We start from the raw sequence: 26,290 nt of genomic DNA on the forward strand, positions 1-26,290 counted from the left end.
AAGAAAAACGAATCAGAAGAAACTGCTCGCTTACGCCTTATGCTTTCAGACAAAATAAAACAAGCTGTACGTACCGCTTATCGTGCCATTGGTGAAAACCTTGAAAACTTTAACCCTCGTAAGCAACAAACGTTTCTCATCGCAGAAATAGCGAAAACGCTTGCCGGTGAATACAGTAAAGACCGAAAAATCATTACCATTGAAGCTGGAACAGGTACTGGTAAGTCGCTGGCCTATTCCCTTGGCGCTATTCCTTTGGCACTTGCTCGCAATAAAAAAGTCATTATTTCAACCGCAACAGTCGCTCTGCAAGAACAGCTAGTGGATAAAGATTTACCTTTTTTAAAAACGCATGCAGGCATCGATTTCGACTTTACCTTAGTAAAAGGACGACAGCGTTATGTTTGTCGCCAAAAGCTGAGTGCTGCAGTATCAGCGCAAGACAACCCGCAGGCGGGATTCACTTTCGCAGAAAAGCCATCAATGTGGGAAATAAAGCTATTAAAACAGCTTTCAGAAGCACTAAAGGATGGTCGATGGCAAGGCGACAGAGACTCATGGGCAGATCCTATTCCTCAGCACATGTGGCAGCTTATTCAATCCGATAGACACACTTGTTCGCGTAGCATGGCAGAGCATACACACTGCCCTTTTCACAAAGCGCGTGACACCATGGACAAAGCAGATGTGCTGGTAGTCAATCATAGTTTGTTACTTTCAGATTTAGACATGGGCGGCGGTAAAATTTTACCTGAGCCAGCTGATACCTTTTACGTGATTGATGAAGCACATCATTTACCAAAAGTAACCCGCGATCATTCCAGTGCAGCAGTGAGTATTAAAGGTGCTCTAGAATGGCTTGAAAAAGTAAAAGACATTGGCGATCGCATGGCAAAATTAGTCAAAACTCAATCGGCGATATCTCCTTCAATAAAGCTCGCTGACGATTGCACTGATTTAATCACGGAATTAACAAAACTTGTCACCTTTGTTGATAACAACAAAAGTCACTATTTCGCCAATGCAGATAAGCATAATGACGATGCACCTATTCATCGCTTTGAGCATGGTTTGATCCCGAAAAATATCAAACAACAAGCTGAAGACATGGCGGAACTTAGCAAGAAATGTATCAACCATACGAATAAACTTTATATGCTGTTAATGGAAGCCGTAAAAGACGGTGAAGTTGCAAATTACTTAGCAGAGCCATTATTAGCAGAATTTGGCTTTTTAACGCAAAAGTTAGAAAACTTTAACGCCTTATGGGTGATGTACGCAAAAACAGATAGTGAAAAAGCAGCACCGTTAGCACGTTGGATAGAGTTACTGTCTGGCAAAAAACAAGATTATTTATTCAGCGCTTCCCCTATAGAAGTAGGTTTTTTCTTAGAAGACAACTTATGGGCGAATTGCGAAGGTGCTGTCTTGTGTTCAGCCACGATTATGGCGCTAAAATCTTTTGATCATTTTCGCCGCCAAGTAGGATTACAAACTAACGATGGTACGCAATATCAAGAGGTAAGCTCGCCATTTGACTATTACAACAACGCCACATTATCAATCGAAAACTGTCAATATGAGCCGAGCGACAATCGATTCACCGATGAACTTATTTCCGAATTACCAGCGAAAATAAAGCAATCTGATGCCACTTTAGTGTTATTTTCGTCCTACTGGCAGATGGAAACCGTTGCCAAAGCAATCAGAGAAAAACAAAAAGCACTAACGATACAAGTGCAAGGTGAACAGTCTCGCCAGCATATAATTGAAAAACACAAACAGCTGTGCGATCAAGAAAAGCCGAGTGTTATTTTTGGTACCCAAAGTTTTTCTGAAGGACTAGATTTACCCGGTAAATACCTAACAAACCTAATCATTACTAAGTTACCGTTTTCAGTACCAACTAGTCCTGTTGAAGAAGCGCAAGCGGAATATGTTACCGCTAAAGGTGGTAACCCCTTTATGTCAATAAGTGTTCCTGATGCATCGAAAAAGCTGGTGCAAGCAACAGGACGTTTACTGAGAAATGAGGCAGATAAAGGCACAATCACTATTATGGACAAGCGCTTAAAAACTAAACGCTACGGTAAGGATTTATTGAATTCTCTACCACCATATAAAGTAATCTAGTGACGATACATCTCCGGAATATCGCCGGCGTTGTCACGTACTTGTCTAAGACTATTGGTTAACGCATCTAGCTTATCTTTATGCCTTTCATGGATATAGTGGTAGGCATCAAAGCGTTTTAGCACAACGCGTTGATATTCTGGTTTCGATAAGGCAATTGAACTACCAAAATCGTCACCATCAAATGACAAGATAAAAGTCAGCCTTTCTTTGTCAAACATTTTGCCTAAATTCGTAGCATCTGACACTTGATATTGACTGGCTTTTCTACTGCTCATCATTTCAGCGGCCATGTTAACACCGGCAATTAATCCAATCACATTGTTCGCATCATCAAGCTGCTCTGCATTACATGGCACATTGCTTTGACAATAGAGAGACAGTTCTCCACTCGCAAGTAAAACAGGTACTCGAATATAGTTAGATAGCGAGCCTTCGATATCTGACGCTCTAATCGTTAAACCATCAAATTGTTGCTTTTGCGCCTCAATCACTGCTCTTCCCGAAGGCAATGCAACGAAAATAACTTTGTTGCCTAAATCAACGTACGCAGAATGAACGAGCTTTTTGTACCATTGAATAACAGGCAAGCCTTCAATAACACTAAGTTGATAAGTAGCAGCAAAAGAAAGCGGTATTAGCGAAAATGCCAAAGCACCGCAAAATAAAATGTGAAAAATCCGTTTCATCGCAAGTCAACTAATCGTTAAAGAGTATTAACAAGTATAGTCGTTATTTTATTAGTAAAACTTTACCCGGTTGATGAAAGTATGGCTGGTTTTGGTTCTTAAGCGCTCGAGGAACATCCATAGGTACATGAATACCCACATTCTGTTTAGCCGAAATCATCGTTGCTAAGATATCTCGACCTTCTGCTGAAGTTAAAAACCAATACGGGGGAAAGTTAGTATCTATCGAAATTTCCTGCCAATGTTGTTTATAGGGTCGATAATGGCCGATATTAATATCTGCATCACCCATATGCATCACTGTAGTAGCATTTTTGAAAGTGACCGAGAACACCAGATTTTCAACGTCAGCTCGTCCAGGCCATCCGGCATGTGGAATACGAACGGCAGAAATAGTTAGCTCATCGACTTGTTTTAGCCAAGCTTCACTGCCAAAAGGTAAATTGATTGCGTGTAGGCGCTTATTGTCAATTGAACTACCTACCTTCTTAGCTTCTCTTTTTACTTGTTCAATCGCTTGATTCGAAGCAAACAAATCAATCTCAGGAAAACGAGTAAGGTAGCTCACCATTTCATCTGCAGCAAAATGATCTCGATGGGCATGGCTTATAAATACTGCATCTATGCTTTCAAATGGTGCACTCGCGTTAACAATTTTGCTTTTAATATCTTGCGGAACTTTTTGATAAATTCCAAAATCGTGGTGAAAGAAAGGATCAAACAAAATTGCCTTACCACTACTTTTTATCAGCAAAGCCTCATTGCCTAAGTACATCACCTGATTACCATCGTTTGATACAAGAGTATTAACGACTGGTCCATTAGTATCTGTTCTTTCCTTGCTTGAATGAATACCGTGCCCATAACTATTGGTGATAGTTAACAATAAGAGTGGAAAAATTAAACACTTAACCATTGTGTGCCTCATAGCTGACAGGAGGATAAGATTTTAAGCTTATGTTTAACCAATAAAAAAAACCAGCGTTAACTGGTTTTTTTACTTTCAATAATCAAAGTAGAATTTAAAATGTTTAAATATTAGTGCTGACGTTTGGTGTTAATTGATGGGAGTTAACACGCGGTCAAAACACTGTTTTTTTGGTCAGTCACCTCCTAATTTTTAGCTGTATGTTGGTTGGTAGCTGGGTCTTGCTGAAGTTTGATAACTACTCTGCGGTCGTAGAAACTCACTTGGTTTTCATTATTTGCCACTACCGGTGCATTTTCGCCAAATGCATACAAGTGAATACGCTCCGGTTGAATACCTAAATTGATCAAGGCTTGTTTAACGGAATTTACGCGAGCAATTGAAAGTGCCTGATTAGTAGATTCACTCCCTTGTAAATCAGTGTAGCCAGACAAGTCTACGTTAAGGCTTGGTGTTGCCTGTAGTAATTTAGCCAAAGATTCAATTTGTTGATTGTAATGTGGTTTAATGTCACTTGACCCCGTTGGAAACTGTAAACTCATCATAAGATTTTCTGCTTGTAGCTGTGCAGACTCATGATTGTTTTGCTGAATAGCCAATAATTCTTGCTGATATGCCTGCTCAGCTTCAAAAAGCTTTTGTTGGTAGTTGTTTAACGCAATTTCAAATTCGTTCTTTTCCTCTGTTCGAGCTCTTGCTAGAATTTCACTTTCTTGTTCAGCATTATATCTAGATGCCATAATGATACCCGCTACGCCTGTCACGACAGCACCTACAGGCCCAGCAACGATAGCGCCTATAACAGCTCCTGTACCTAAGCCAATCGCTTCGTTATCTTGTTTTTCCGACTGTAATTGCTGTAGCTCTTCTTCCGCTGACTGCCCTGCTAAAGCAGGTGCAGAGCAAAGCGCTAAAGATAAAGTACAAGCAAGTAGTTTTTTGTTTAGAGTTAAAGTTGTCATCAGCAAATCCTAAAAGTGTGTGTCTGTTTGAGTTGTTCTTATTAAAACAAGTAATTAGGGCGATATTTGGTAGCAAAAAAGGCAATGTGGTGAGCAAATGTGGCAACAATATGGCAATTGCTAAAATTACGCGCTTTTCGCTCAATTTTTGTTTATAGTGCCGCTGTATCAACGCGGTTAGTTAAAATAAAGAGACGTTATGACCTTGAAGCACGTAGCCATTGTGGAAGACGAAGCAGCTATTAGAGAAAACTATGCAGATTTATTGCGCGCCCAAGGGTACCAAGTGCAAACCTATGCAAACCGCGAGTCGGCGACTCAGGCTTTTTCTTTAAAGTTACCGCATTTAGTCATTTTAGATATTGGTTTAGAGCAAGAATATGATGGTGGCTTTACTCTATGCCAATGGCTTAGAGGACAATCTGATACTTTGCCCATCATCTTTTTAACCGCACGAGACAATGACGTTGATACGGTAAGTGGCTTGCGCATAGGCGCAGATGATTATCTAACAAAAGATATCAGCCTCGCTCATTTAAGTGCTCGAATAGCAGCACTTTTTCGACGCCAAGACGCTATAAACAAACCAACTCCCGCTGATCATATTTTGCAACAAGGCGATTTAACCATTGATAGTCAGCGCATGACAATAGCGTGGAAGAAACAAACAGTTGATTTAACCATTACAGAATTTTGGATGATTCACGCGCTTGCTAAAAACCCTGGCCACGTTAAAAACCGTCAACAACTGATGCAAGATTCGAAAATTTATGTTGATGACAGTACGATTACTTCGCACATTAAACGTATTCGTAAAAAGTTTAATAAAATAGACTTGGCATTTGACTGTATCGAAACCGTATACGGCATGGGCTATCGCTGGAATCTGCACACAGTGAGCGAGCAATAGCTTGTGAAATTAAGATTTGGCCTCAGAAGTAAACTTCTTCTCCTTTCGACCTTTCTCATTACCATCCCTTGGTTTGGCTATCAATACGTATGGGAAATGGAAAAGTACCTACGCTTTGGCCAAGAAAAAACTATTATCGGTACCGCTCGCGCATTAGCTACTGCTTTGCATGAGCGGCCTAACCTTTTTAATAACCAAGCAAGCTTTTTACCCAGTGTTGAAAAGGGAAAAGATTTATACGGCTATCAGTTAACGCAACCCATTAACTTAGATGGTAAATTTACCGACTGGCCAGATTTCACAGTAAAAGCCCATTACTATGGTTTTAATAACCTGTTAGCCACAGAAGTTCCACTAAAACGCGAAGATGTCACCGTTCAGTTTACCGCAGCAGTGGGCAAGTACGATAAATATGTTTATTTTTTCCTGAGCGTTATAGACGACCATTTAATATTTCGTGGAAAGCAAGCATTAAGCATTGATAAAAACGACTTTATCACCTTAGCATTTACTACACCCAACAATGACTTTGTGCGCTTAGCCATCAGTAACAGACAAAGAGGCTGGCTAGATGCGTTTCAAATCAATCACCCTAGCGGCAGACCACAAGTAGCCAATTATATTCAAGGGCATTGGCTACCAACGAATCAAGGCTATAACGTTGAATTTAGAATTCCTTTGTCCAAATTCAGTGATAAATTGGCCTTTGCTGTGCACGATGTTGATCAACCTTTTGGCGACACGTTAGCGACGATAGCCAGTGCCGACACGCGCTCGGTAGATACCTTAGGCACGATCTTGGTTCCTTCGCCAGAGATAGAAAGAATTGTTAAAGGTATGAGCTATACCAATTCCAGTATTTGGGTAGTAGACCAACACCGACGGGTTTTAGCTAAAGCAGGTGACCTTCAGCAAGCCGACGGTTTATGGCAAAACAATCGTATCGCCAATCAAGATTCTGATTGGCATCAATCCTTAAAATCTTGGTTAAAACCCTTATTTGATCGCTTACTTACCGCACCGCCAAAAGATTTTGTCGATAAACTTTACGATGCGCAAAATTTAACGGGAGAGCATATCCAGTCAGCTTTAAACGGCACCCCGCAATCACAATGGCGCTTATCAGAAGATAAAAAGGCCGTAATATTGACAGCCGCATACCCTATATACATCAACAATAAAGTACAAGGTGCTGTTATTGTTGAAGAAACTAATAATGGTATAAGAACGGTACGCAACCAAGCACTAGAGAAATTATTCACCAGTATCTTAGCCATAATGTTATTTGGTATTTTGGCATTTTTCTTCTTTGCCACTCGTATTTCTAGTCGTATTAGATCGTTAAGAAATCAGGCAGACCTAGCAATTGATGAACAAGGCCGAATTAATCATTTAATGGATGCATCTAAAACTAATGACGAAATTGGCGATCTATCAAGAAGTTTTGCAACAGCCGTTGCTCGTTTAAGTGAATACAATCATTACCTAGAGCAAATGTCTTCGCGACTGTCACACGAACTTAGGACCCCCATTGCTGTTGTGAGAACGTCTTTAGAAAGTTTGTCTTTGCATAACTTGCCAGAGCAAAGCGACCCAATTATTCAACGTGCAAAATCAGGGATTAGACGTTTAAATCTGATATTGACCAATATGAGTGAAGCAACGCGTTTAGAACAAATGTTAAGAGACACAGAAAAGCATCAGTTTAATCTCGTTGAATTAGTCAACGGTTGTGTCAGTGGTTATCAGCAAGTATACCCTCAAATAACGTTTACTAAAGACATTACATTAGACAATGCAAATATATCAGGTTCACCTGAACACTTTGTTCAACTTCTAGATAAAATTATTGCCAATGCCGTTGAGTTTTCGTTGGATGATATCATTACTTTATCTTTAAAAATGAGCGGACAAAGCTATGCTCTGACCATCAGTAATAACGGTCCATTTCTTCCAGAAGAAATGAGAGAGCGTATATTTGATTCGATGGTATCGCTAAGGGGTACTCAGCAAGATCTCGATGACAAGCGACCACATTTAGGCTTAGGCTTGTATATTGCAAGGCTAATCGCAGAATTTCATCAAGGAAAAATATCTGCGATAAATCACCAAAAACCTGACGGTGTAACTATTAGCTTGTTATTACCGAAAACTAAGTAAATAGAAAGGGTTGCCTGACTTCCCTTACATATTTGCTGTTTATTCAATGCCTATATATTTGTGCACTTGAATGGATAAGCGCCAGTTATTCTCAATACAAGTGCTAATAGCAAGTTCTGTTGCTCGTTGTTTTTGACTGATAGGTTGTAAATAAACCGGCGTATGCTCAACTTTGTGCTCCGCAAGTAATGCTTTTAAATCATCAACATGGGCTTCAGTTGCCACCGGATGTTTGATTTCGTTCGCGCGAAGCATTGCTTGCGATAGAATCTTATAGCCACCTTTCATATTCACTTTCGGCGAAACCGTGACCCAGCACTCAGGCGTGGTTTTAACTTCAAATGTACCAGAAGTTTCAATCTGACATGAGTAACCAGAATCTTGAAAAATTTGACACAAATCGGTTAAATCTTCCATGCAAGGCTCACCGCCTGTGATAACTATATGCTTAGCTTTAAATCCTTGCTCTGAAAAAACTCTGAGAATATCTTCTGCACTGAGGCTGGCCCAATGATCTGATTCATTAGCTTTAGCTACCATGTTTGCTGATGATATTTCATCTTCAAGTCTGATCTCCCAAGTGTGTTTTGTGTCGCACCAAGAACAAGCTACTGGGCAGCCTTGTAACCTTAAAAATATTGATGGTTGACCAGTAAAACTCCCCTCGCCTTGGATAGTTTCAAATAATTCATTGATTTTGTAACGTTTGCTCATATCGAATATTGGCTCTTTTGCCACAAGAAAGGCGTTTAAAGGCCTATTAATTTCAAGTAAAATGCACAAGTTTTTTATTATACCTCAGTGAGAACAAATATGAGTAATAAAGTGGTAGTGATTTATTCAGGTGGTATGGATTCATTCACCGTACTTAATCGCGCGCTAAAAGATGGCAAAGAAGTATTTGCCCTGTCTTTTGATTATGGCCAGCGCCACGTAAAAGAATTAGATTGCGCACGTGATGTTTGTCAATCTTTAGGTGTTCCTCACAAAATTGTCGATATTTCTGCGATAAATCAACTATTAGCAGGTTCTTCACTGACTGATGACATTGATATCCCAGAAGGTCATTACGAAGAAGAATCAATGAAATCAACGGTTGTACCAAATCGTAATATGATCTTGTTATCACTAGCGGTAGGCTACGCGGTTTCTGTTCAAGCTTCTCAGGTTTATTACGGTGCACATTCTGGTGATCACGCAATATACCCTGATTGCAGACCAGAATTTGTTGAAAAAATGAATGATGTTTGTCAAATTGCTAACTATGAAGCGGTCGATATTTTTAGTCCTTACCTACAACAAACTAAAATAGATATTCTTACAGATGGCCTTAGCATGGGTCTAGATTATAGCCAAACTTGGACCTGTTATAACGGTAGAGAAAAAGCCTGTGGTAAATGTGGTGCATGCCAAGAGCGACTAGAAGCATTTGAAAAAAACAATGTCTCTGACCCGCTTGAATATGAGGTTCAAGCTTAAGCAGACGCTAGCTCAGTGTTAATCACAAAATAGTCGGCATAATTTTCGAATTAGCCTGTAGTAGAGTATCTGACAAAGCTGCTATATCTTAACCACACGCTAAATTAACATGAGAAAAGTGTAGGCTTTGCCTACACTTTATCAAACAAACTTTGATGCAGTTTTTCTACCGCGTCATTCGCTTGTTTTTCATCTACCAAGAAGCATAAATTGTGCTCGCTTGCTCCATGGCAAATCATTCGCACATTAATGCCTTGTAAAGCGTCGAAAATACTCGTTCCGACCCCATTGGTTTCATGGATTTTATTGCCAACAACAGCAACTAACGACAAGCCATGCTCTACGGAGACTTCACAGAGCTGTTCTAGCTCCTGCACAACGGTAGAGTTGAGCAATGCTTGAGTTGAACCTGTAGGATTGTCAAAAGTCATGGCGACACTAATTTCACTGGTCGTAATCAGGTCAACACTCAATTCATGCTTAGCAAGCACAGCGAAGACTTTAGCCAAAAAGCCGCTTGCGTGAAGCATTGCAGGGCTTTTCACAGTAACTAGCGTTTGCTCTCTTCGTAACGCAATTGAACGATACGTTGGTTTTGAATCTACAGTTTGTTGAATGCTCGTACCGCCCTTTTCTGGCTCTTTACTCGAACCAACAAATACTGGGATATTTTGACGCATCGCAGGGATCAAAGTCGCAGGATGCAGTATTTTAGCGCCAAAGGTTGCCATTTCTGCTGCCTCGCCGAAACTTATTTCTTCGATAGAACGTGCTTGATCAGTTATACGAGGATCTGTGGTAAAAATACCAACGACATCAGTCCAAATGGCTAGTTTATCGGCGTTAAGTGCTTCAGCAATAAGCGCAGCACTATAATCAGAGCCGCCACGACCTAATGTTGTTGTATCCCCTTGTTCACTTTTCCCAATAAACCCTTGGGTGACGATAACTTGGCTTTCCAACTTTGGCGCAAGTTTTGTCTGTGCTAATTGCTTAAGTTGAACAACGTCTACTACTGCTTTACCAAACAAATCGTTGGTACGCATAACTTCTCTTACATCAAAATAACTCGCGTCGACACCAATGGAATTGAGAACTTTAGCAAATATGCGAGAACTCATCTGTTCACCGAACGACAATATAGTATCTGCCAATCTTGTCGTATGGTTTAAAGATTGTGCTTGGCCGTAGGTAGCGAGCTCATCAAGCAAACTATCAATTTCTTGGTTCAGCGACTGCTCACACGATAATTTTGACGTAATCTTATATTGAATGTTGCGAATTAAGCTAATGATTTCAGCCTGTCGCTCAGAAGATACGTTGGCGGAAGCTAGTTCGACTAGCGCATTGGTAACGCCTGCACTTGCAGAAACCGCAACTAACCTATTACTTGGGTCATTTTTGATAATATTTGCGCAACGAAGCATAGCTTCGTGATCAGCAACACTGGTACCGCCAAACTTGGCAACGGTTAATGAAAGAGATGACATCACGACCTCCAACCACGGCATTGTGGTAACGATAAAGCCACGAGATTTAACATAACTAAGGTCTCCCTAAAAGTCGACTAAACAACTAAAATACTTAAGGAAGAGCATGACTGACACTAGAATACGGATAGGACCAATTTTCGTTTCAGCCAGAAGCCCTCCACCTTTCCTGCTGAGTAAACAGGGGTGACAGTCCCAGGGATTCAACCCTAGCAACCGAACACCAAAGTCTTGAAACTTTAGTGTCCTCGGCGATAGTCCCCCTCAATAGCCTTCATCGGAATTCAAGATCCTCCAGCTACCTACCTGGCTATCGCACCTCTTCTGGTACGAACCACATTAAAACTGAGTAATTGTTCTAATTGGCAAGTAGGCGTATTAAACGTGATTTCATTAAGCATTTCAAGACACTTTTGTAATTATTTATGCCATTTTCCTAAAAAGCTCAAACCACGTAGATTGTTGAAAGTTTTTATACAGTTCGTTCTTTTTAATAAGTTTCTTGCTAACATTGTGCCTAATTTGACTCGTTACGATTTATCTACATGGATTTATTTTTACTAAAAAAAATCATCGGTTTTATCCTGATGCCTTTTTCGCTTTCAATTCTTTGTTTATTTGCCGCTCTTTTTACATTTAACAAGTCACCTAAATTTAGTTTTAAATGTTTGCTCGTTGGTACATTGTGTCTAAGCCTATTTAGTACACCTTGGTTAAGCGATAAGTTAATGGCGCCAATTGAAAATAACTACGTTGCTTTTTCCAAACAGAAAGGCAAAGTAGACTACATTGTCATATTAGGCTGTGGCCATGAAACCGATGCTGCTTGGCCAGCAACGTCTCGGTTAAAATCCTGCTCAATGCAACGCATGGTGGAAGGATTAAGAATCTTTCGAATGCACCCAGAAGCAACCATTATTACCTCTGGCGCAGCACTTGGCGATCGTGTGTCAAACGCGGTGACAGTTAAACAAGCCTTGGTTAGCTTAGGTGTAGCAGAAAGTAAAATTTTGGTAGAAAATTTTCCTAAAGATACAGAAGAAGAGTCTGAACTAATTGCACCTCGCGTTAAAGGCACTAAGGTTGTTTTAGTCACCAATGCTGACCACATGCCGAGAAGTGTTCAGTATTTTAACATGCAAGGCGTTGAAGTAGTTCCAGCTCCTGCTAGCCCATGGGTTAAAGACACTAGCGAAACAAAAAGGTGGGCATATTACCTGCCCTCTCCAACCGGTTTAAAGCAAACCACCAACGCTTGGTACGAAACGCTTGGGCGCATCGTTCAATGGTTAAAAAGCATTACTTAGCTTAATGTGGAGTCATCCTAGGGTAGCTAGTTCCACAATTAACTACCCTAATCTCTTTTTCCAGATCTAAGCTGGGTTATCAATATCAATAAACTGAACATCTAAAGAGGTGTGTTGGCTCAAATAGTCTGCGAGTGCTTTAACACCAAAAATTTCAGTAGCATGATGCCCAGCAGCAAAATAATGAATACCCTGCTCTTTTGCCGAATGTGTTGTTTGCTCAGAAATTTCGCCAGAAATAAAAGCATCAATTCCATATGGCGCCACTTGGTCAATATAGCCTTGCGCTCCACCTGTACACCATGCAACGGTTGAAATAGATTTGTCATCATCAATATCGATGTGTAAACAGTCTCGCCCTAAAGCCTTTGAAACGTGTGCTTTAAGCTCACTTCCCGTCATTGGCTCAGACAATTCACCGCGAAGAACCAATCCTTGCTCGTTGCCTTCTTCTAATGGTCTAATGTTTTGAAAATTTAAATGTGCCCCCAATTGCGCGTTGTTGCCTAGCTCTTTATGAACATCTAGCGGTAAATGGTAAGCAAATAGATTGATATCGTTATCCATTAACGCCTTGATACGATTATATTTCATACCTCGAATGACATAAGATTCATTCTTCCAAAAATAGCCGTGATGAACGATGATTGCATCTGCCTTTTGCGCAATAGCAGCGTCAATTAACGCTTGACTAGCAGTAACGCCGGTTACCACAGTGGCAATAGTTTGCCCACCTTGCACTTGTAGCCCATTTGGACAGTAATCTTTAATGAGTTCAGGTTTCATCAAAGCATTTAAATATGCTTCAAAATCTATTGTTTTCATTCTTTACCTAATATTTCTAATTATGATTCTTTTCGAGATTGCACCGACGACACATTTATAGGTGCGAGCTTTGGTCCTAACTTCCACTTTGGTTTAATTGGCGTCAGTGGTAACACGCGCTTTTTGGCGACAATAACATAAATCGAGCCTAATCCTGGTAAATAGCGTTGAGCAAAACCTTGCCAGCTACGAGCGAACATACCGTTACTCACCGTTGTCGCCAAAGAAGAATGCAGCCTCTTCTCTTCACTTAAAATTTCGTAGCCCATCAAATGCAGCCAATCTTTTACCCGACCAGATGAAAAAAACCTTTCATTCCATGGTGCTTGTTGACGTCTATAAGGAATAAGTTTATTTAATCCAGCAAGACTTATTGGGTTAAACCCCGTAACAACTAGGTAGCCATTGGGAATTAACACGCGATTAGCTTCGCGAATCACGTGATGAGGATCGAGAGAGAACTCTAAAACGTGCGACAACAAACATACATCAACACTATGTTCTAAAATGGGCAAATCGTCAGTTTCTGCGCAAATACTCGACACAGTTTTATGCTCTGACAAAGTAACCTGATGTTTGATTGCACATTGGCTAGAATCTAGTTCGCCGCTGAGCGCTCCTATTTTAAGTAGATGATAACCAAAAAATTTTGGCCACCACACATGTAACATTCCATCAATTTCCTGACGTATCACGTCGCCATTAGGTAGGCTTTGCCAAGAAAGTGGTGAGTGTGGTTGTCTATACGCGAGTGCTGGTTTCATGTTAACGTCTTATCATTGATTCGGATAAAACCCTTAGGTTTGATAATAACATCACCCTTTACTTATGTCACAGTTTACCAAGCAAGATTCACTGCAAATAGTCCCTATTCCAGCCTTTAATGATAACTATATTTGGGCAATTCATGCATTAGACTATAAAGAATTAATATTAGTTGATCCTGGTGACGCTAAGCCTTGCCTTGACTATATCGAACATCATCAATTAGAACTTTCTACCATTTTGATCACCCATCATCACCCCGATCATGTTGGCGGAATAAGTGAATTAAAAAATCGATTTCCTGAGGTTTCAATTTTCGGTCCAGAAGAAACTAAAACGAAAGGAGCAGAAAATATCGTTCAAAATAGCGATACCCTAACTGTAGAAAATTTAGGACTGATATTTGAAGTATTCCATATACCAGGACATACGCTCGGCCATGTGGCTTATTACTGTAAAGACCATGATCTTTTATTTTGTGGTGACACTCTTTTCTCTGGAGGGTGTGGTCGTTTATTCGAAGGGTCGCCAGATCAAATGCACGGCTCTTTGTCTCGCCTAGCTAAGTTGCCCTCCGAAACTAAAGTCTTTTGTACGCATGAATATACCTTAGCCAACTTAAATTTCGCTTTAACAGTCGAGCCAAGTAATTTTGAGTTAGTTAATTATTACAATCAGGTAAAAAACTTGCGCGAACAAGGGTTAGCCACACTGCCAAGTTCAATAGGTTTAGAACGAGCTATCAACCCATTTCTACGCTGCGATGAACCTGAAGTTATTGAAAGCGCAGAATGTTTTTCTAACGCAAGTCAGAAATGTACGGTAGACGTATTTACGACGATTCGCCAATGGAAAGATAACTTTTAAGCCTAAATTTATGACACGTGTTGAATAACCTTCGTAAATAAGGGAAACTTAAGTTAACTAATAATATGTAGAGAATTCATGAAATATCTTTCTTTTTCAATCGCTACGGCGCTAGTGCTTACAGGGTGTAAAACAACCACTGACCAGCAGGAAGTAGTTGAACAAACTTATCTTCCCGCCCATATTGCTGAGCACTTAGCTTCTCCTGTTGATATCAGCCAAGCGTTACTTGCTGATGAAACAGCCGAAGTCATCCATCCCGTCGCTGATGTCGATATTCCTTTATCTGATGAAGTTAAATTGAGTGATGACGTTTGGCAACGTATTCGAGAGCAATTAGTATTAGAAGTTCCTCAAAACAGACGAGTTGTAGCACAGCGAAATTGGTACGCGAGAAATCAAGCCTATTTAGACCGAGTAGCTAAGCGTGCAGAACCATTTCTCTACTACATAGTAGAAGAAATTGAAAAGTCAGGTATCCCGATGGATATCGCTTTACTTCCGATAGTTGAAAGTGCCTTTGACCCATTCGCTTATTCTCACGGCCGAGCCTCAGGTATGTGGCAATTTGTTCCTGGTACAGGAACTCGTTTTGGCATGAAGCAAAATTGGTGGTATGACGGTCGACGTGATGTCATTGCTTCAACTCAAGGCGCAATAAAATATTTAAAATACTTACATAAATTTTTTGACGGCGACTGGATGTTAGCCCTTGCCGCTTATAATTCCGGCGAAGGTCGAGTGCAACGCGCTGTTAGGAATAACAAAAAGAAAGGAATCCCAACAGACTTTTGGTCATTAGATTTACCAAAAGAGACCCGCGCTTATGTACCTAAACTTTTAGCACTTGCTGATATTGTTAAACGCCCTAACGACTTCAATGTGAAATTTTACGAGATTGAAAACCGTTCTGTTATTTCACCTGTTGATATTGGCTCGCAAATTGATTTAGCAAAGGCAGCAGAGTTAGCAGGACTTACTTTAGAAGAACTCCAGCATCTAAACCCTGGTTACAATCGCTGGGCTACAGATCCGAAAGGGCCATTTTACTTAGTTCTGCCTAATCACAAGATCGAGTCTTTTAAAGCTGGACTAAGTAAATTAGCGAAAGAAGATAGACTTGCATGGCAAAGGTATCAAATTAAACGAGGTGATAGCTTAGGTAAAATTGCCAAGAAGTTTAACACTGACATTGGTGTTATTAAGCAGGTAAACAATATTCGTGGCACACAAATTCGCGAAGGCAAGCACCTGTTAATTCCTGTGGCTGCTAAATCCCTTGATCAATACATTCTGTCTCAAGAACAGCGCTTAGCTAAGAAGCAAAACTACCCTAGAGGCAGTGAGAAAGTGATTCACACAGTAAAGTCTGGGGACAATTTTTGGGACATTAGTCGTAAATATGGTGTCAATTACAGAAACTTAGCTAAGTGGAATGGCATGGCACCAAGAGATCCGTTAAAGCTTGGGCAAAAACTTGTTGTTTGGCGAACCCCGAAAAAGTCAGTTTCGACAACTACAGCACCTGTAACTAGCAATGCAATTATGCGAAATATCACGTACAAAGTTAGACGTGGAGACTCTTTTGCACGTATTGCCGATAAGTTTAACGTAACCATTAAAGAAATTGAAAACTGGAACAACATTAGTCGTAAGAACTATTTACAACCAGGACAAATGCTTAAGTTATCAATAGATGTCACCAAATCTATTTAATAACACCAAATAAAAAAAGCGCCTTTCGGCGCTTTTTTTATTGCTATCGAATTGAGTGATCCTAGTTAAAATAATTCAGCTAACGCTTTAAGGTTATTAACCACTTTTACTGGTTGATAAGACTGTAACTCTTGCTCTGAACTAACCCCTAACGTGATACCTACACTATCTATTTTCGCATTATTTGCCATAGCGATATCATGAATAGAGTCGCCAATATAAATAGCATTCTCTGGCAATACAGCTAGTTCGGTAATAATTTCTGCTAGCATTTCAGGAGAAGGTTTTGACGGACAATCATCAGCGGTTCGACTTGCACAGAAGAAATCACTACAGCCACTTTGTGAAAGCGCTTGCTCGAGCCCTAACCGGCCTTTACCTGTCGCTATCGCCATGACGATTTTTAGGTTAGACAATTTTTCAAGTAGGTCGCGAGCACCATCAAAAAGCGGGGTTTCAACGTCACTATTCACATAAAACTTGCGATAAGCCTGTTTTAAATGTTCTAGGTCAGTAGCACTAAGTTTGGGGAAAAGTATCGCTGAGCCTTCAATTAAGCTTAACCCAATAATTGATTTAACGGCGTTTTCATCGGGTACAGGCAGCTGACAAAATGCAGCTGCAGATTGCATGGCATTTACGATGCGCGGGACAGAATCCATTAAGGTGCCATCCCAATCAAATATGACTAACGACTTATTATTAAACAACTATTTGCCTTCTTCCGGCTTAAGGTTATCTAATACCGCTTGCAGAGACGACTCTAAAGGTGCTTCGACTTTGATTCTTTTTTCTGTTAACGGATGAGTAAACTCGATACTCGCCGCATGAAGAAATAAACGCTTGAGACCGTTCCCTTTCATTTCTTCTTCAAAATCCGGGTGACTGTACTTAACGTCACCAGCGATTGGGTGACCTTTCGTTTGACAATGTACACGTATCTGATGTGTTCTTCCTGTCACAGGAAACGCCCTGACAAGCGTGGCACCTTTAAACCTTTTTAATACTTTGTAACGAGTTTCCGATTCTTTACCTTGAATGTTGTCAACAACAACAATACGCTCGCCTGATTTTAACTCATTCTTTCGCAACCCTTCGGTAACTTTGGTCAATTTTGCAGACCAATGACCTTTAACCAAAGCATGATAAAATTTCTGTACTTTTTTATTGCGTAATTGTTCATGCAAACTGCGTAAAGCAGAGCGTTTCTTAGCAACAACCAAACAGCCAGACGTATCTCTATCTAACCGGTGTACTAGTTCCAACATCTTAGTGTTTGGCCTAAGTGCCCGTAACGCCTCAATGACACCGAAACTTAGTCCACTACCACCATGCACAGCCATACCTGAAGGCTTGTTAATAACAATTAATCTGTCGTCTTCAAACAAAATTTGTTTTTCTAAATTTGAAACGACATTGAGTTGAGTTGAAACCGTTTGTTCTTTTTCGGAAATTCGAATAGGCGCGACACGCACTATATCTTCAGCTTGAATTTTATATTCAGGCTTTGTACGTTTTTTATTGACTCGAATTTCACCTTTACGCAATAACCGATAGATCATGCTCTTAGGCACACCTTTTAAGGTTTTGAGTAAAAAGTTGTCGATTCTTTGTCCTTCGTCTTCTATATCAATAGTATAGAAGCGGACTTGTGGTTTGCTATCTTCTTTCATGCCGGCAAGTTTACCATACTTTTTTTAGATTACGCTGAAATAAACATACGATTTGATTGCCTTTTTCAACGAAAAAGTGGGATAATAGGAAAGTTGCGCTATATTTGAACATGCAACGTAAAAATTACGCTATTAGCGAATTGTAAGAGGCGTTCAAAAACTAAACATAAAAGCGGGTTAATAATTATCCTACCCCAGAGTTTAGTTATTTAGTTTGAACTTTAAAGAAAAGCAAAAACTAGAGTAAGAAAACGAACGTCCGGCGCCCAAATAGCGATTATTTAAGAGCGTTGTAAATGAAATTTTTCGTAAAAGATAACTCCCATGAGAACACGGGATTCGAAAAGACATTTACACAAATGCACAGCACACAAGCTGAGCACATAAAGACGAATTTGTAGTTAACGCAATACGCGTTAACAAAATGAAAAATTAGTAAATTTAACAGCTTACTGCGTATTGCTGGCGCAGTAAGATTGACACCCGTGAGGCTGACAAATCGCTGTTACCTAACAGACAGATTGCTTTGTGTATCAAGCACAATGGTGTGCTGTGGCTGAAAAATGATAAAGAGTCACAGAAACTATGAAACGTATGCTTATCAATGCTACACAGTCGGAAGAATTGCGTGTAGCACTTGTTGATGGCCAACAATTGTACGATTTGGATATTGAAAGTCCAGGTCACGAACAAAAAAAAGCCAATATTTATAAAGCGAAGATCACTCGCATTGAACCTTCTTTAGAAGCGGCATTTGTTGACTACGGTGCGGAACGCCACGGCTTCCTACCGATGAAAGAAATAGCCCGCGAATACTTCCCAAAAGACTACAAATTTCAAGGTCGTCCAAACATTAAAGATGTTTTACACGAAGGCCAAGAGGTTATCGTACAAATCGATAAAGAAGAACGTGGTCAAAAAGGTGCTGCACTAACAACGTTTATTAGCCTAGCTGGCAGTTACTTAGTACTTATGCCTAATAACCCAAAGGCAGGCGGTATTTCGCGTCGTATTGAAGGTGATGAACGTTCAGATTTAAAAGCATCTTTAAGCAAGCTAGACCTTCCTAAAGGCATGGGCTTAATTGTTCGCACTGCTGGTGTAGGTAAAGATTACGAAGAACTAGAGTGGGATTTAAGCGTTCTATTACATCATTGGAAAGCTATTTCTGATGCTGCAGCAGACCGCCCTGCTCCATTCTTAATCCATCAAGAATCAAACGTTATTTTACGTGCTATTCGCGATTATTTGCGCCGCGACATCGGCGAAATTTTGATTGACCGCCCAAAAACATACGAAAGTGTTCGCGAGCATATTAAAGTTGTACGCCCTGACTTCATCAGTAAGGTAAAGCTTTACTCTAACGACGTACCTTTGTTTACCCATTATCAAATCGAAACACAGATCGAATCAGCGTTTAGACGTGAAGTAAGATTACCTTCTGGTGGTTCTATTGTTATTGACCCGACAGAAGCTTTAACATCGATTGATATCAACTCTGCCCGTGCGACTAAAGGCGGTGATATCGAAGAAACAGCCTTTAACACTAATTTAGAAGCAGCGGACGAAATTGCACGTCAGTTGCGCTTACGTGACTTAGGTGGCTTAGTCGTTATCGACTTTATCGACATGACGCCAGTCCGTCACCAACGTGAAGTTGAAAACAGAATGCGCGAAGCGGTTAAAAGCGATCGTGCACGCATTCAGTTAGGCAGAATTTCACGATTTGGCCTATTGGAAATGTCACGTCAACGTTTACGCCCTTCTATCGGCGAAACAAGCCAGAATGTTTGTCCACGTTGTAACGGTACTGGACATGTTCGCGGCGTTGAGTCTCTTGCGCTTTCAGTATTACGTTTAATGGAAGAAGAAGCCATTAAGGAAAACACTCAGCAAGTACAGGCACAAGTGCCAGTACCTGTAGCGACATACCTTCTTAACGAGAAACGTCGTTCGGTTATGCACATCGAAAAGCATCATAGCGTGCATGTGCTAATTCTTGCTAACCCGCAAATGGATACGCCTCAATACGAAGTTATTCGCGTAAGAAAAGACGAGACTATTGCAGAAGCAAGCTACCAAACACCAATGAAAGAAGCACAAGTTGAACAAGCTGTTATGCCTAAGTTCGACAAAAGTGCTGCAAAGAAAGACGAGCCTTATTTGCAAGGTATGAAAGCACCTGCTCAAGCACCAGTATCTAAAGGTACAAAAGCTAAGCAAGCTGCTAATAAGCCATCAAAACAAGATTCTTCAGAAGGATTCTTCGCGTCGATTGCGAAATGGTTAAAAGGTTTGTTTGGCTCTGAAGAAGAACAAAAACCTAACAAAAAGCGCTCTCAAGGCAAAGGCGATCGTAACCAAGACCGACGTGGCAACCGTGGTAGAAATGCTCAACGTCGTAATAGAAACGATAGAAATGAGCGTAGTAACGACAAACGACGCGAAAAACGCAATGCTAACGAGCAAGTAGAAAAGCAAGAAAGAGCTGCAAAACCTGGTAAAAAGGCTCCTCAAAATAGGCAACAAAAGCCTAAAGAGGAAAAAGTTGCTGAGCGCAGACAACGCAGAAATAATCGTAAAAAAGTACGCGTAAATGAAGGCCAAGAACAAGTTGTAGAGACTAACTTAGATAATACAGCTTCTGAGCAAGCTCAAGGTACAGTAGCAGAACAAGCCACGACACAAGCGACAAAACCAAAAAGCAAGCCTAGAAAACCTGCGAAACAAGCGAAAGCAACAGAAAAGACTGTAGAGTCAGAATCTGCTGAAGCAACTAGCCAAGTAGATACAAGTGAAGTTGAAAATCTGGAAGGTAAGAAAGAGCAACGTTCTCGTTCACGCCGTTCGCCTAGACACTTGCGCTCTCATGGACAAAAACGTCGTCAGCAATCTGACGTAGTTGATGCTCAAACAGCTGAAGTTACCACTGATCCTGTAGAGACTCGCTACCCAGAAGTTTCTAATGATGATGCAAAAACAGAGCAAGTAGCAGAAACAGCTGTTGAATCGCAAGTTAATGTTGTTGAAGAAGTTCAGCAAGATTTGCCTTTAGAGCAACCAGCAGAACAAGAAGTTACAGCAGAGAGCTCAGAAGAAGTAACTCAAAATGAGCATACATCGCAAGAAGCAGATAGCGTAGTAGTAGTTGAAGCATCGACTCAAATCGAACAAGACAATGCAACTACTAGCGAGCCTGAGCAATTAACTATCGAGCAAAATGAATCTGAACAACCAGATGAAACTCAAGTAGCAGATACGGTTGAACCTGAGACTGCTGTAGATGTGACGGAAACTGCTGAAAATACAGATGCAGAACCCAAACAAATGGCTTCTGAAGAGGCTGTTGAGAAAGACTCGACTGAAACGCAAGCTAACGCTGAGGAATCACAAAGTAATGGTGTTGACTCATCAAGTGAAGAAGCAGCTACAAGCTCACAGCAAATTCGTATTAAGAGTCATGCATACTCAGATATGGCTAAGCCTGAGTCTTTTACTTCAGATAAAGAAATCCCAACAGCATTTGTTGAGCTTTCAGAACGCAATGAAGTAGTACGCTCTAATAAAACAGCGGCAAGAGCTTCTGCAACTAGTCAGAGCCAATCGGGCCCAGTTAACCCAAGTATTTAATTAGATACTTATTTTTCAAAAGCCGGCATTAAAGCCGGCTTTTTTATTGCCCGTTTTTTAGACTTTGATCTAAGCCAACAAATCACCTATTTTCGTAGGCAGATAAATGAAAAACACGTATAATTGCGGCCAACATAGATTAACTACACAAATAAATGAAAACTCCTTGGTACAAAGAGCCGTGGGCTTGGCTAGTATTTTTCCTTCCGTTGTCAGCCGTTATTGCTGGTATTACTACAGTGATTATCGCAAATACCAACCCTGATACTTTGGTTGTTGGCGATTATTACAAAAAAGGTAAAGCCATTAATTTAGAAATAGGCAAAGTTAAACAAGCACAAAAGCTAGGCATTAAGTTTGCTCTAAAGCTTAACGGGAAAGAGTTAGTGATTAAACCAACAGGTATAGAAAAAACCTTCCCACTTTTAAACGTAAACTTTTTTCATCCAACACTAAAAGATAAAGACTTTTATCTAGCGCTTACACCTGACGGCTCAGGTAATTTTCGTAAGACATTAGATGAAGAAATATCAGGGAAATGGCGCTTAACTATTTCACCATTTGAAGATCACTGGAAGATTCAAAATACCATTGGCTTACCTCAAGCCGACTTTATCTCAATAGAACCTAGACCAAACGAAGCAAACTAATCTCGATGACCACAGAGTGTTTCCATTGTGGAGAGCCAGTCCCTCCTGGGCTCTCCTTATCAGTTAAAATTGATGGCTCGATCCAACCTATGTGTTGTGTTGGATGTGAAGCTGTTGCCCAAACCATCGTCGATAACAACTTAACGGATTATTATAAATTTCGCACTGAAGCCGCGCCGAAAGGTGAACAGCTAGTTCCGGAACAACTTAAAAATAAAACGGTATTAGACGACGACAGCTTACAAAGTGAATTTACCGTTAAAGACGGAGAATATAAGGAAACAATACTCACAGTTGAAGGTATAAGCTGCGCAGCATGTGCGTGGCTTATCGAGATGCAAATTTCACCTTTAAAAGGCGTGGTATCAATCAATGTAAACGCGACAAGCCAACGAGCGACAGTTCGCTGGCGAGACGCAGACATCAAATTAAGCGACATTCTGCTAGCGATTGAAAAAGTCGGTTATCGTGCTTTGCCTTTTAAAGCAAGTGAAGCTGAACGCTCTAACAAAGCACAAAGTAAAGCATTTATTAAACGACTAGGCATCTCAGGCATACTGATGATGCAAGTTATGATGATTGCTATAGGGCTATATTTCGGTGCGTTTTCTGATATGTCCGAAAATATCTTAGTTTATCTTAGATGGACAAGCATGATTCTAACCTTCCCTATCGTGACCTACGGCGCTTTTGTCTTTTATAAGGGAGCAATAAACGCGATAAAAGTAAAACGACTGTCCATGGATGTTCCCGTCTCTATCGCTATATCGTTGGCGTTTATTGCTAGTTGTTGGGCTACTATAACCCAGACAGGTGAAGTCTACTTTGAATCAGTTTCTATGTTCACCTTCCTTTTGCTTATCGGCAAGTTTCTGGAGTTTAGAGCAAGAAATAGAGCTGCTGAAGTCTCAGCTAATCTACTAAAATTAATGCCTCTAACCGCCACGCGCCTCAATGGTGAACAGCAAGAAATCGTTGTCGCAAGAAAGTTGCAAGAAAACGATTTAGTACTTGTAAAACCGGGGGAAACAATTCCTGCTGACGGTGTAATTATCAACGGCACTAGCCCTATAAATGAAGCTATGCTTACTGGCGAGCAACGACCTGTCGATAAACAAATTGGCGACAGTGTTTTCGCTGGTACAGTTAATGGTGATGGCAACCTGACACTTGAAGTTAAACAAGCAGGTGCAACTTCGCTGTTAAGTCAGCTAATTCGACTCAGTGAAGCTTCTCAAGCTCACAAACCTAAAATTGCTCAGCTATCTGATAAAATTGCCCAATATTTCGTTGCCATTATTTTGATGACCGCAATTGGCACCGCTATTTATTGGCAACAACATATGCCAGAAGAAGCATTTTGGATAACACTATCAGTTTTGGTTGCTACCTGTCCTTGTGCTTTGTCGTTAGCAACACCTACCGCACTAACCTGTGGCACGACGCGCTTAAATAGAGCGGGAATTATGGTTAAAAGTGGCCATGTAATGGAGACATTACCAGAAATAACAGGCTTTGCTTTCGATAAGACAGGCACTTTAACCTCAGGTGACTTTGCTATCGCTAGCATGGAATTACACACAAGTTCATACGATAAACAAACCCTACTCGCTTTTGCTTCTGCGCTAGAATCTTATTCTGAACACCCAATCGCAAAAGCTTTTGTTCCTTACAGAGACTTTGGCGTTAATGCTAGCCAAGTTAAAGTGCACGCAGGCGCTGGTATCGAAGGGGTTATAAACGATCTTTCTATTATGATAGGAAAACCGAGTTGGTTGCTAAAAGGTGACCAGTTAACACAATTTACTCACTTACCTATTGTGATGACAGTTAACGAAGAGCTTGTCGCTAGTATTAATATTTCTGATCACATTAGAAATGACGCGAAAAGCTTAATCGCTACATTAAAAGAACGTTCTTACAACACACTCATGCTATCTGGTGACAACCAACAAGGTTGTGAAAAAGTTCAAAAAGAACTGCAGCTTGATGAAATTAAAAGCCAACTTACTGCACAAGATAAAATGGAATTGTTAACCTCTAGGCAGGAGCACGAAAAAATTGCCATGGTTGGTGACGGTGTTAATGACACACCTGTATTTGGTGCCGCTCACGTCTCTATTGCAATGGGCAGTGGTACAGATATTGCCAAAAGTGGTGCAGACGTTATTCTTTTAAACAACCGCTTAAATGCTATTATAGATTTATTGCATGTAGCAGATAAAACCAGGCGAATTATTTGGCAAAACTATGGCTGGGCGTTTGGCTATAACGCAATTGTATTGCCATTAGCCGTGAGTGGTTATATTACTCCTTATATGGCAGTAATCGGCATGTCATTAAGTTCAATTTTGGTAATTACTAATTCACTGCGTTTATTAAAAACGAAAAGGCCAAACAAGTAATGAGCATTATCTACGTTTTAATTCCAATCGCTATTTTATTGACAATAGCTGGGATTTACTTTTTCTTTTGGGCGGTCAAATCAAATCAATTTGATGATCTAGAGAAGCAAGGGTTGAGCATTTTGTTTGATGAAGACAAAAAAGATAAGACAACATCGCAAACCGCTGCTAATGATCAGCGTAACAACTCACCTAAAGAATAACCCTAGATGCAACTAGACCTGTTATCGGCGTTTTTAATAGGATTACTAGGAACAGGCCACTGCATTGGCATGTGCGGAGGTATTGCGTCGATGCTTACCGGTGCAGTTAGAGACAATAACCCTAAAAAGCAGTTATATATTATTTGCTACAACGCTGGCAGGATTTTTTCTTATACCTTGTTAGGCACAATTGTTGGCTTTACCAGTTCATTAATGGTCAAACAACTTGGCTTTCCTGTGCTAATACTAAACGTTATTGCCGGTGTTTTTCTCATTCTACTCGGACTGTATATTGGCCAATGGGCGTTTCTGCTAGTTCACGTAGAGAAAGTTGGAAAGAGTCTGTGGCAAACGTTGCAACCACTATCAAAACATTTAATTCCCGTTGATTCGGCGACTAAAGCAACCTTTTTAGGCGCTTTATGGGGTTGGCTACCATGCGGGCTTATTTATTCTACGCTAACTTGGTCATTAGCATCTGGCAGTGCACTTCAAGGCGGCCTTATCATGCTAAGCTTCGGATTGGGAACTTTACCTGCTCTATTACTGGTATCTTTTGGCGCTTCTAAGGTTAATGCATTGTTAACAAAGATTTGGGTTCGCCGTGCAATTGCCTTAATGTTAATTTTTTATGGAATAATTACACTAAAATTTGCATATATGAAGATGTTCTAATAATATTCCACTTGGAATTACCCGTAGAGAATTTAAGGATATTATGTACAAGCGTCAATGCTCAGGTCAGCAACATATTCATTGCCAAAATTGTAGTATCAGTGAACTGTGTCTCCCGTTTTCTCTTAACGCGCAAGAGTTGGAAACTCTAGACCAAATAATTGATCGTAAGCGACCTATTCAAAAAGGTGAGCAGATATTCCAAGATGGCGAGCAAATGAAATCGCTTTACGCGATTCGTTCAGGTACTTTCAAAACTTACACTGTCAACGAAAGTGGCGAAGAGCAAATTACAGGCTTCCACTTAGCTGGTGATTTATTAGGTTTTGATGCTATTGCTTCTGCCGAACACCCAAGTTTTGCTAAAGCTCTAGAAACTTCAATGGTGTGTGAAATTCCATACGACACGCTAGACTCCCTATCTAACGCAATGCCAAAATTGAAAAAGCAAATGTTACGTATGATGAGCGCTGAAATTCGTACTGATCAAGAAATGATGACTTTGCTTAACCGCAAAAACGCAGAACAACGTTTGGCAACTTTTTTATCGACGCTAAGCAGTCGTTATAAAGAACGCGGTTTATCTTCTGTTGAATTTAGATTGTCAATGACACGAAGTGATATCGGTAACTACATAGGCTTAACAGTTGAAACAATAAGCCGTTTAATTAATCGCTTTGACAAAAATGGACTAATCAAGGTTGATGGTAAGCTAATTACTATCCTGAATAATGAAAAGCTAGACGAAGTAGCTTCTTTATAAATAATTACTGGTCCCTTGATTTAAAACAATAAATTCCCGTGCGCAAACGCCAGCAGTCGC

At 40.4% G+C, this 26,290-nt stretch carries 22 protein-coding genes and 1 riboswitch; of the genes, 13 read left to right on the plus strand and 9 right to left on the minus strand.

Annotated elements, in window-relative coordinates:
- Window positions 1-39 precede the first annotated feature (39 nt).
- Window positions 40-2,133 carry an ATP-dependent DNA helicase DinG gene (gene dinG, locus ACOB80_RS07530; protein ID WP_473165195.1) on the plus strand — a complete coding sequence of 698 codons (2,094 nt, stop codon included), beginning with the start codon at window positions 40-42 and terminating at the stop codon, window positions 2,131-2,133.
- Here the strand turns inward: dinG and ACOB80_RS07535 are convergent.
- From ACOB80_RS07535 to pdsO, 3 genes are all read right to left on the minus strand, one after another.
- Window positions 2,130-2,822 carry a hypothetical protein gene (locus tag ACOB80_RS07535; protein ID WP_473165196.1) on the minus strand — a complete coding sequence of 231 codons (693 nt, stop codon included), beginning with the start codon at window positions 2,820-2,822 and terminating at the stop codon, window positions 2,130-2,132. The genes dinG and ACOB80_RS07535 overlap by 4 nt on opposite strands.
- A 43-nt stretch (window positions 2,823-2,865) precedes the next feature.
- The gene (locus ACOB80_RS07540) at window positions 2,866-3,738 is read right to left on the minus strand and encodes an MBL fold metallo-hydrolase (RefSeq protein ID WP_473165197.1); all 873 of its coding nucleotides are present in this window, start codon (window positions 3,736-3,738) and stop codon (window positions 2,866-2,868) included.
- A 197-nt stretch (window positions 3,739-3,935) separates the two neighbouring features.
- Window positions 3,936-4,712, minus strand: coding sequence for a sortase-associated OmpA-like protein PdsO (pdsO, locus tag ACOB80_RS07545; RefSeq protein WP_473165198.1), 777 nt, complete (start codon window positions 4,710-4,712; stop codon window positions 3,936-3,938).
- Window positions 4,713-4,917: 205 nt separating this feature from the next.
- On the opposite strand from pdsO, the gene pdsR reads away from it, so the two are divergent.
- Together pdsR and pdsS are read left to right on the plus strand one after the other, a co-directional pair.
- Window positions 4,918-5,622, plus strand: coding sequence for a proteobacterial dedicated sortase system response regulator (gene pdsR, locus ACOB80_RS07550; RefSeq protein WP_473165345.1), 705 nt, complete (start codon window positions 4,918-4,920; stop codon window positions 5,620-5,622).
- A 3-nt stretch (window positions 5,623-5,625) separates the two neighbouring features.
- Window positions 5,626-7,782 (plus strand): proteobacterial dedicated sortase system histidine kinase, encoded by a 2,157-nt coding sequence (pdsS, locus tag ACOB80_RS07555; protein WP_473165199.1) that lies wholly within the window; start codon window positions 5,626-5,628, stop codon window positions 7,780-7,782.
- Window positions 7,783-7,821: 39 nt separating this feature from the next.
- Here the strand turns inward: pdsS and queE are convergent, their stop codons facing one another.
- Complete coding sequence (queE, locus tag ACOB80_RS07560; RefSeq protein WP_473165200.1) at window positions 7,822-8,496, minus strand: 7-carboxy-7-deazaguanine synthase QueE; 675 nt, start codon at window positions 8,494-8,496, stop codon at window positions 7,822-7,824.
- A gap of 87 nt (window positions 8,497-8,583) precedes the next feature.
- On the opposite strand from queE, the gene queC reads away from it, so the two are divergent.
- The gene (queC, locus tag ACOB80_RS07565; RefSeq protein ID WP_473165201.1) at window positions 8,584-9,261 is read left to right on the plus strand and encodes a 7-cyano-7-deazaguanine synthase QueC; all 678 of its coding nucleotides are present in this window, start codon (window positions 8,584-8,586) and stop codon (window positions 9,259-9,261) included.
- A 131-nt stretch (window positions 9,262-9,392) separates the two neighbouring features.
- Here the strand turns inward: queC and lysC are convergent, their stop codons facing one another.
- Window positions 9,393-10,751 (minus strand): lysine-sensitive aspartokinase 3, encoded by a 1,359-nt coding sequence (gene lysC, locus ACOB80_RS07570; RefSeq protein WP_473165346.1) that lies wholly within the window; start codon window positions 10,749-10,751, stop codon window positions 9,393-9,395.
- Between the two features lie 145 nt (window positions 10,752-10,896).
- Window positions 10,897-11,083, minus strand: a riboswitch (Lysine riboswitch).
- Window positions 11,084-11,479: 396 nt separating this feature from the next.
- Between lysC and ACOB80_RS07575 the strand changes: the two genes are divergently transcribed.
- Entirely contained in the window at window positions 11,480-12,058 is a 579-nt protein-coding gene (locus ACOB80_RS07575) for an ElyC/SanA/YdcF family protein (protein WP_473165202.1), read from the plus strand.
- Between the two features lie 66 nt (window positions 12,059-12,124).
- Here the strand turns inward: ACOB80_RS07575 and ACOB80_RS07580 are convergent, their stop codons facing one another.
- Both ACOB80_RS07580 and ACOB80_RS07585 read right to left on the minus strand, forming a co-directional pair.
- Window positions 12,125-12,883 (minus strand): Nif3-like dinuclear metal center hexameric protein, encoded by a 759-nt coding sequence (locus ACOB80_RS07580; protein ID WP_473165203.1) that lies wholly within the window; start codon window positions 12,881-12,883, stop codon window positions 12,125-12,127.
- A 20-nt stretch (window positions 12,884-12,903) separates the two neighbouring features.
- Window positions 12,904-13,647, minus strand: a complete 744-nt coding sequence (locus ACOB80_RS07585) for a class I SAM-dependent methyltransferase (protein ID WP_473165204.1) — start codon at window positions 13,645-13,647, stop codon at window positions 12,904-12,906.
- Between the two features lie 91 nt (window positions 13,648-13,738).
- Here ACOB80_RS07585 and gloB point away from each other — a divergent pair, with 91 nt between their 5' ends.
- Entirely contained in the window at window positions 13,739-14,515 is a 777-nt protein-coding gene (gene gloB / locus ACOB80_RS07590; RefSeq protein ID WP_473165347.1) for a hydroxyacylglutathione hydrolase, read from the plus strand.
- Between the two features lie 78 nt (window positions 14,516-14,593).
- A complete protein-coding gene (locus ACOB80_RS07595; protein WP_473165205.1) occupies window positions 14,594-16,231 on the plus strand; it encodes a LysM peptidoglycan-binding domain-containing protein in 1,638 nt (545 codons plus the stop codon).
- 65 nt (window positions 16,232-16,296) lie between these two features.
- Here ACOB80_RS07595 and ACOB80_RS07600 read toward each other — a convergent pair whose 3' ends face one another.
- Together ACOB80_RS07600 and rluC are read right to left on the minus strand one after the other, a co-directional pair.
- The gene (locus tag ACOB80_RS07600) at window positions 16,297-16,941 is read right to left on the minus strand and encodes an HAD-IA family hydrolase (RefSeq protein WP_473165206.1); all 645 of its coding nucleotides are present in this window, start codon (window positions 16,939-16,941) and stop codon (window positions 16,297-16,299) included.
- On the minus strand, window positions 16,942-17,904 hold the full coding sequence (rluC, locus tag ACOB80_RS07605; protein WP_473165207.1) for a 23S rRNA pseudouridine(955/2504/2580) synthase RluC: 963 nt from the start codon (window positions 17,902-17,904) through the stop codon (window positions 16,942-16,944).
- Window positions 17,905-18,489: 585 nt separating this feature from the next.
- Here rluC and rne point away from each other — a divergent pair.
- From rne to fnr, 6 genes are all read left to right on the plus strand, one after another.
- Window positions 18,490-21,534, plus strand: coding sequence for a ribonuclease E (gene rne, locus ACOB80_RS07610; protein WP_473165208.1), 3,045 nt, complete (start codon window positions 18,490-18,492; stop codon window positions 21,532-21,534).
- Between the two features lie 155 nt (window positions 21,535-21,689).
- Window positions 21,690-22,184 (plus strand): FixH family protein, encoded by a 495-nt coding sequence (locus ACOB80_RS07615; RefSeq protein ID WP_473165209.1) that lies wholly within the window; start codon window positions 21,690-21,692, stop codon window positions 22,182-22,184.
- 5 nt (window positions 22,185-22,189) lie between these two features.
- A complete protein-coding gene (locus tag ACOB80_RS07620) occupies window positions 22,190-24,589 on the plus strand; it encodes a heavy metal translocating P-type ATPase (RefSeq protein ID WP_473165210.1) in 2,400 nt (799 codons plus the stop codon).
- Entirely contained in the window at window positions 24,589-24,792 is a 204-nt protein-coding gene (ccoS, locus tag ACOB80_RS07625; RefSeq protein ID WP_473165211.1) for a cbb3-type cytochrome oxidase assembly protein CcoS, read from the plus strand. The genes ACOB80_RS07620 and ccoS overlap by 1 nt, the downstream gene beginning before the upstream one ends.
- A 6-nt stretch (window positions 24,793-24,798) precedes the next feature.
- Window positions 24,799-25,467 carry a sulfite exporter TauE/SafE family protein gene (locus ACOB80_RS07630; protein WP_473165212.1) on the plus strand — a complete coding sequence of 223 codons (669 nt, stop codon included), beginning with the start codon at window positions 24,799-24,801 and terminating at the stop codon, window positions 25,465-25,467.
- Window positions 25,468-25,510: 43 nt separating this feature from the next.
- On the plus strand, window positions 25,511-26,230 hold the full coding sequence (gene fnr, locus ACOB80_RS07635) for a fumarate/nitrate reduction transcriptional regulator Fnr (protein ID WP_473165213.1): 720 nt from the start codon (window positions 25,511-25,513) through the stop codon (window positions 26,228-26,230).
- The last annotated feature ends 60 nt before the right edge of the window (window positions 26,231-26,290 follow it).

Source organism: Thalassotalea coralli, from assembly GCF_055786205.1.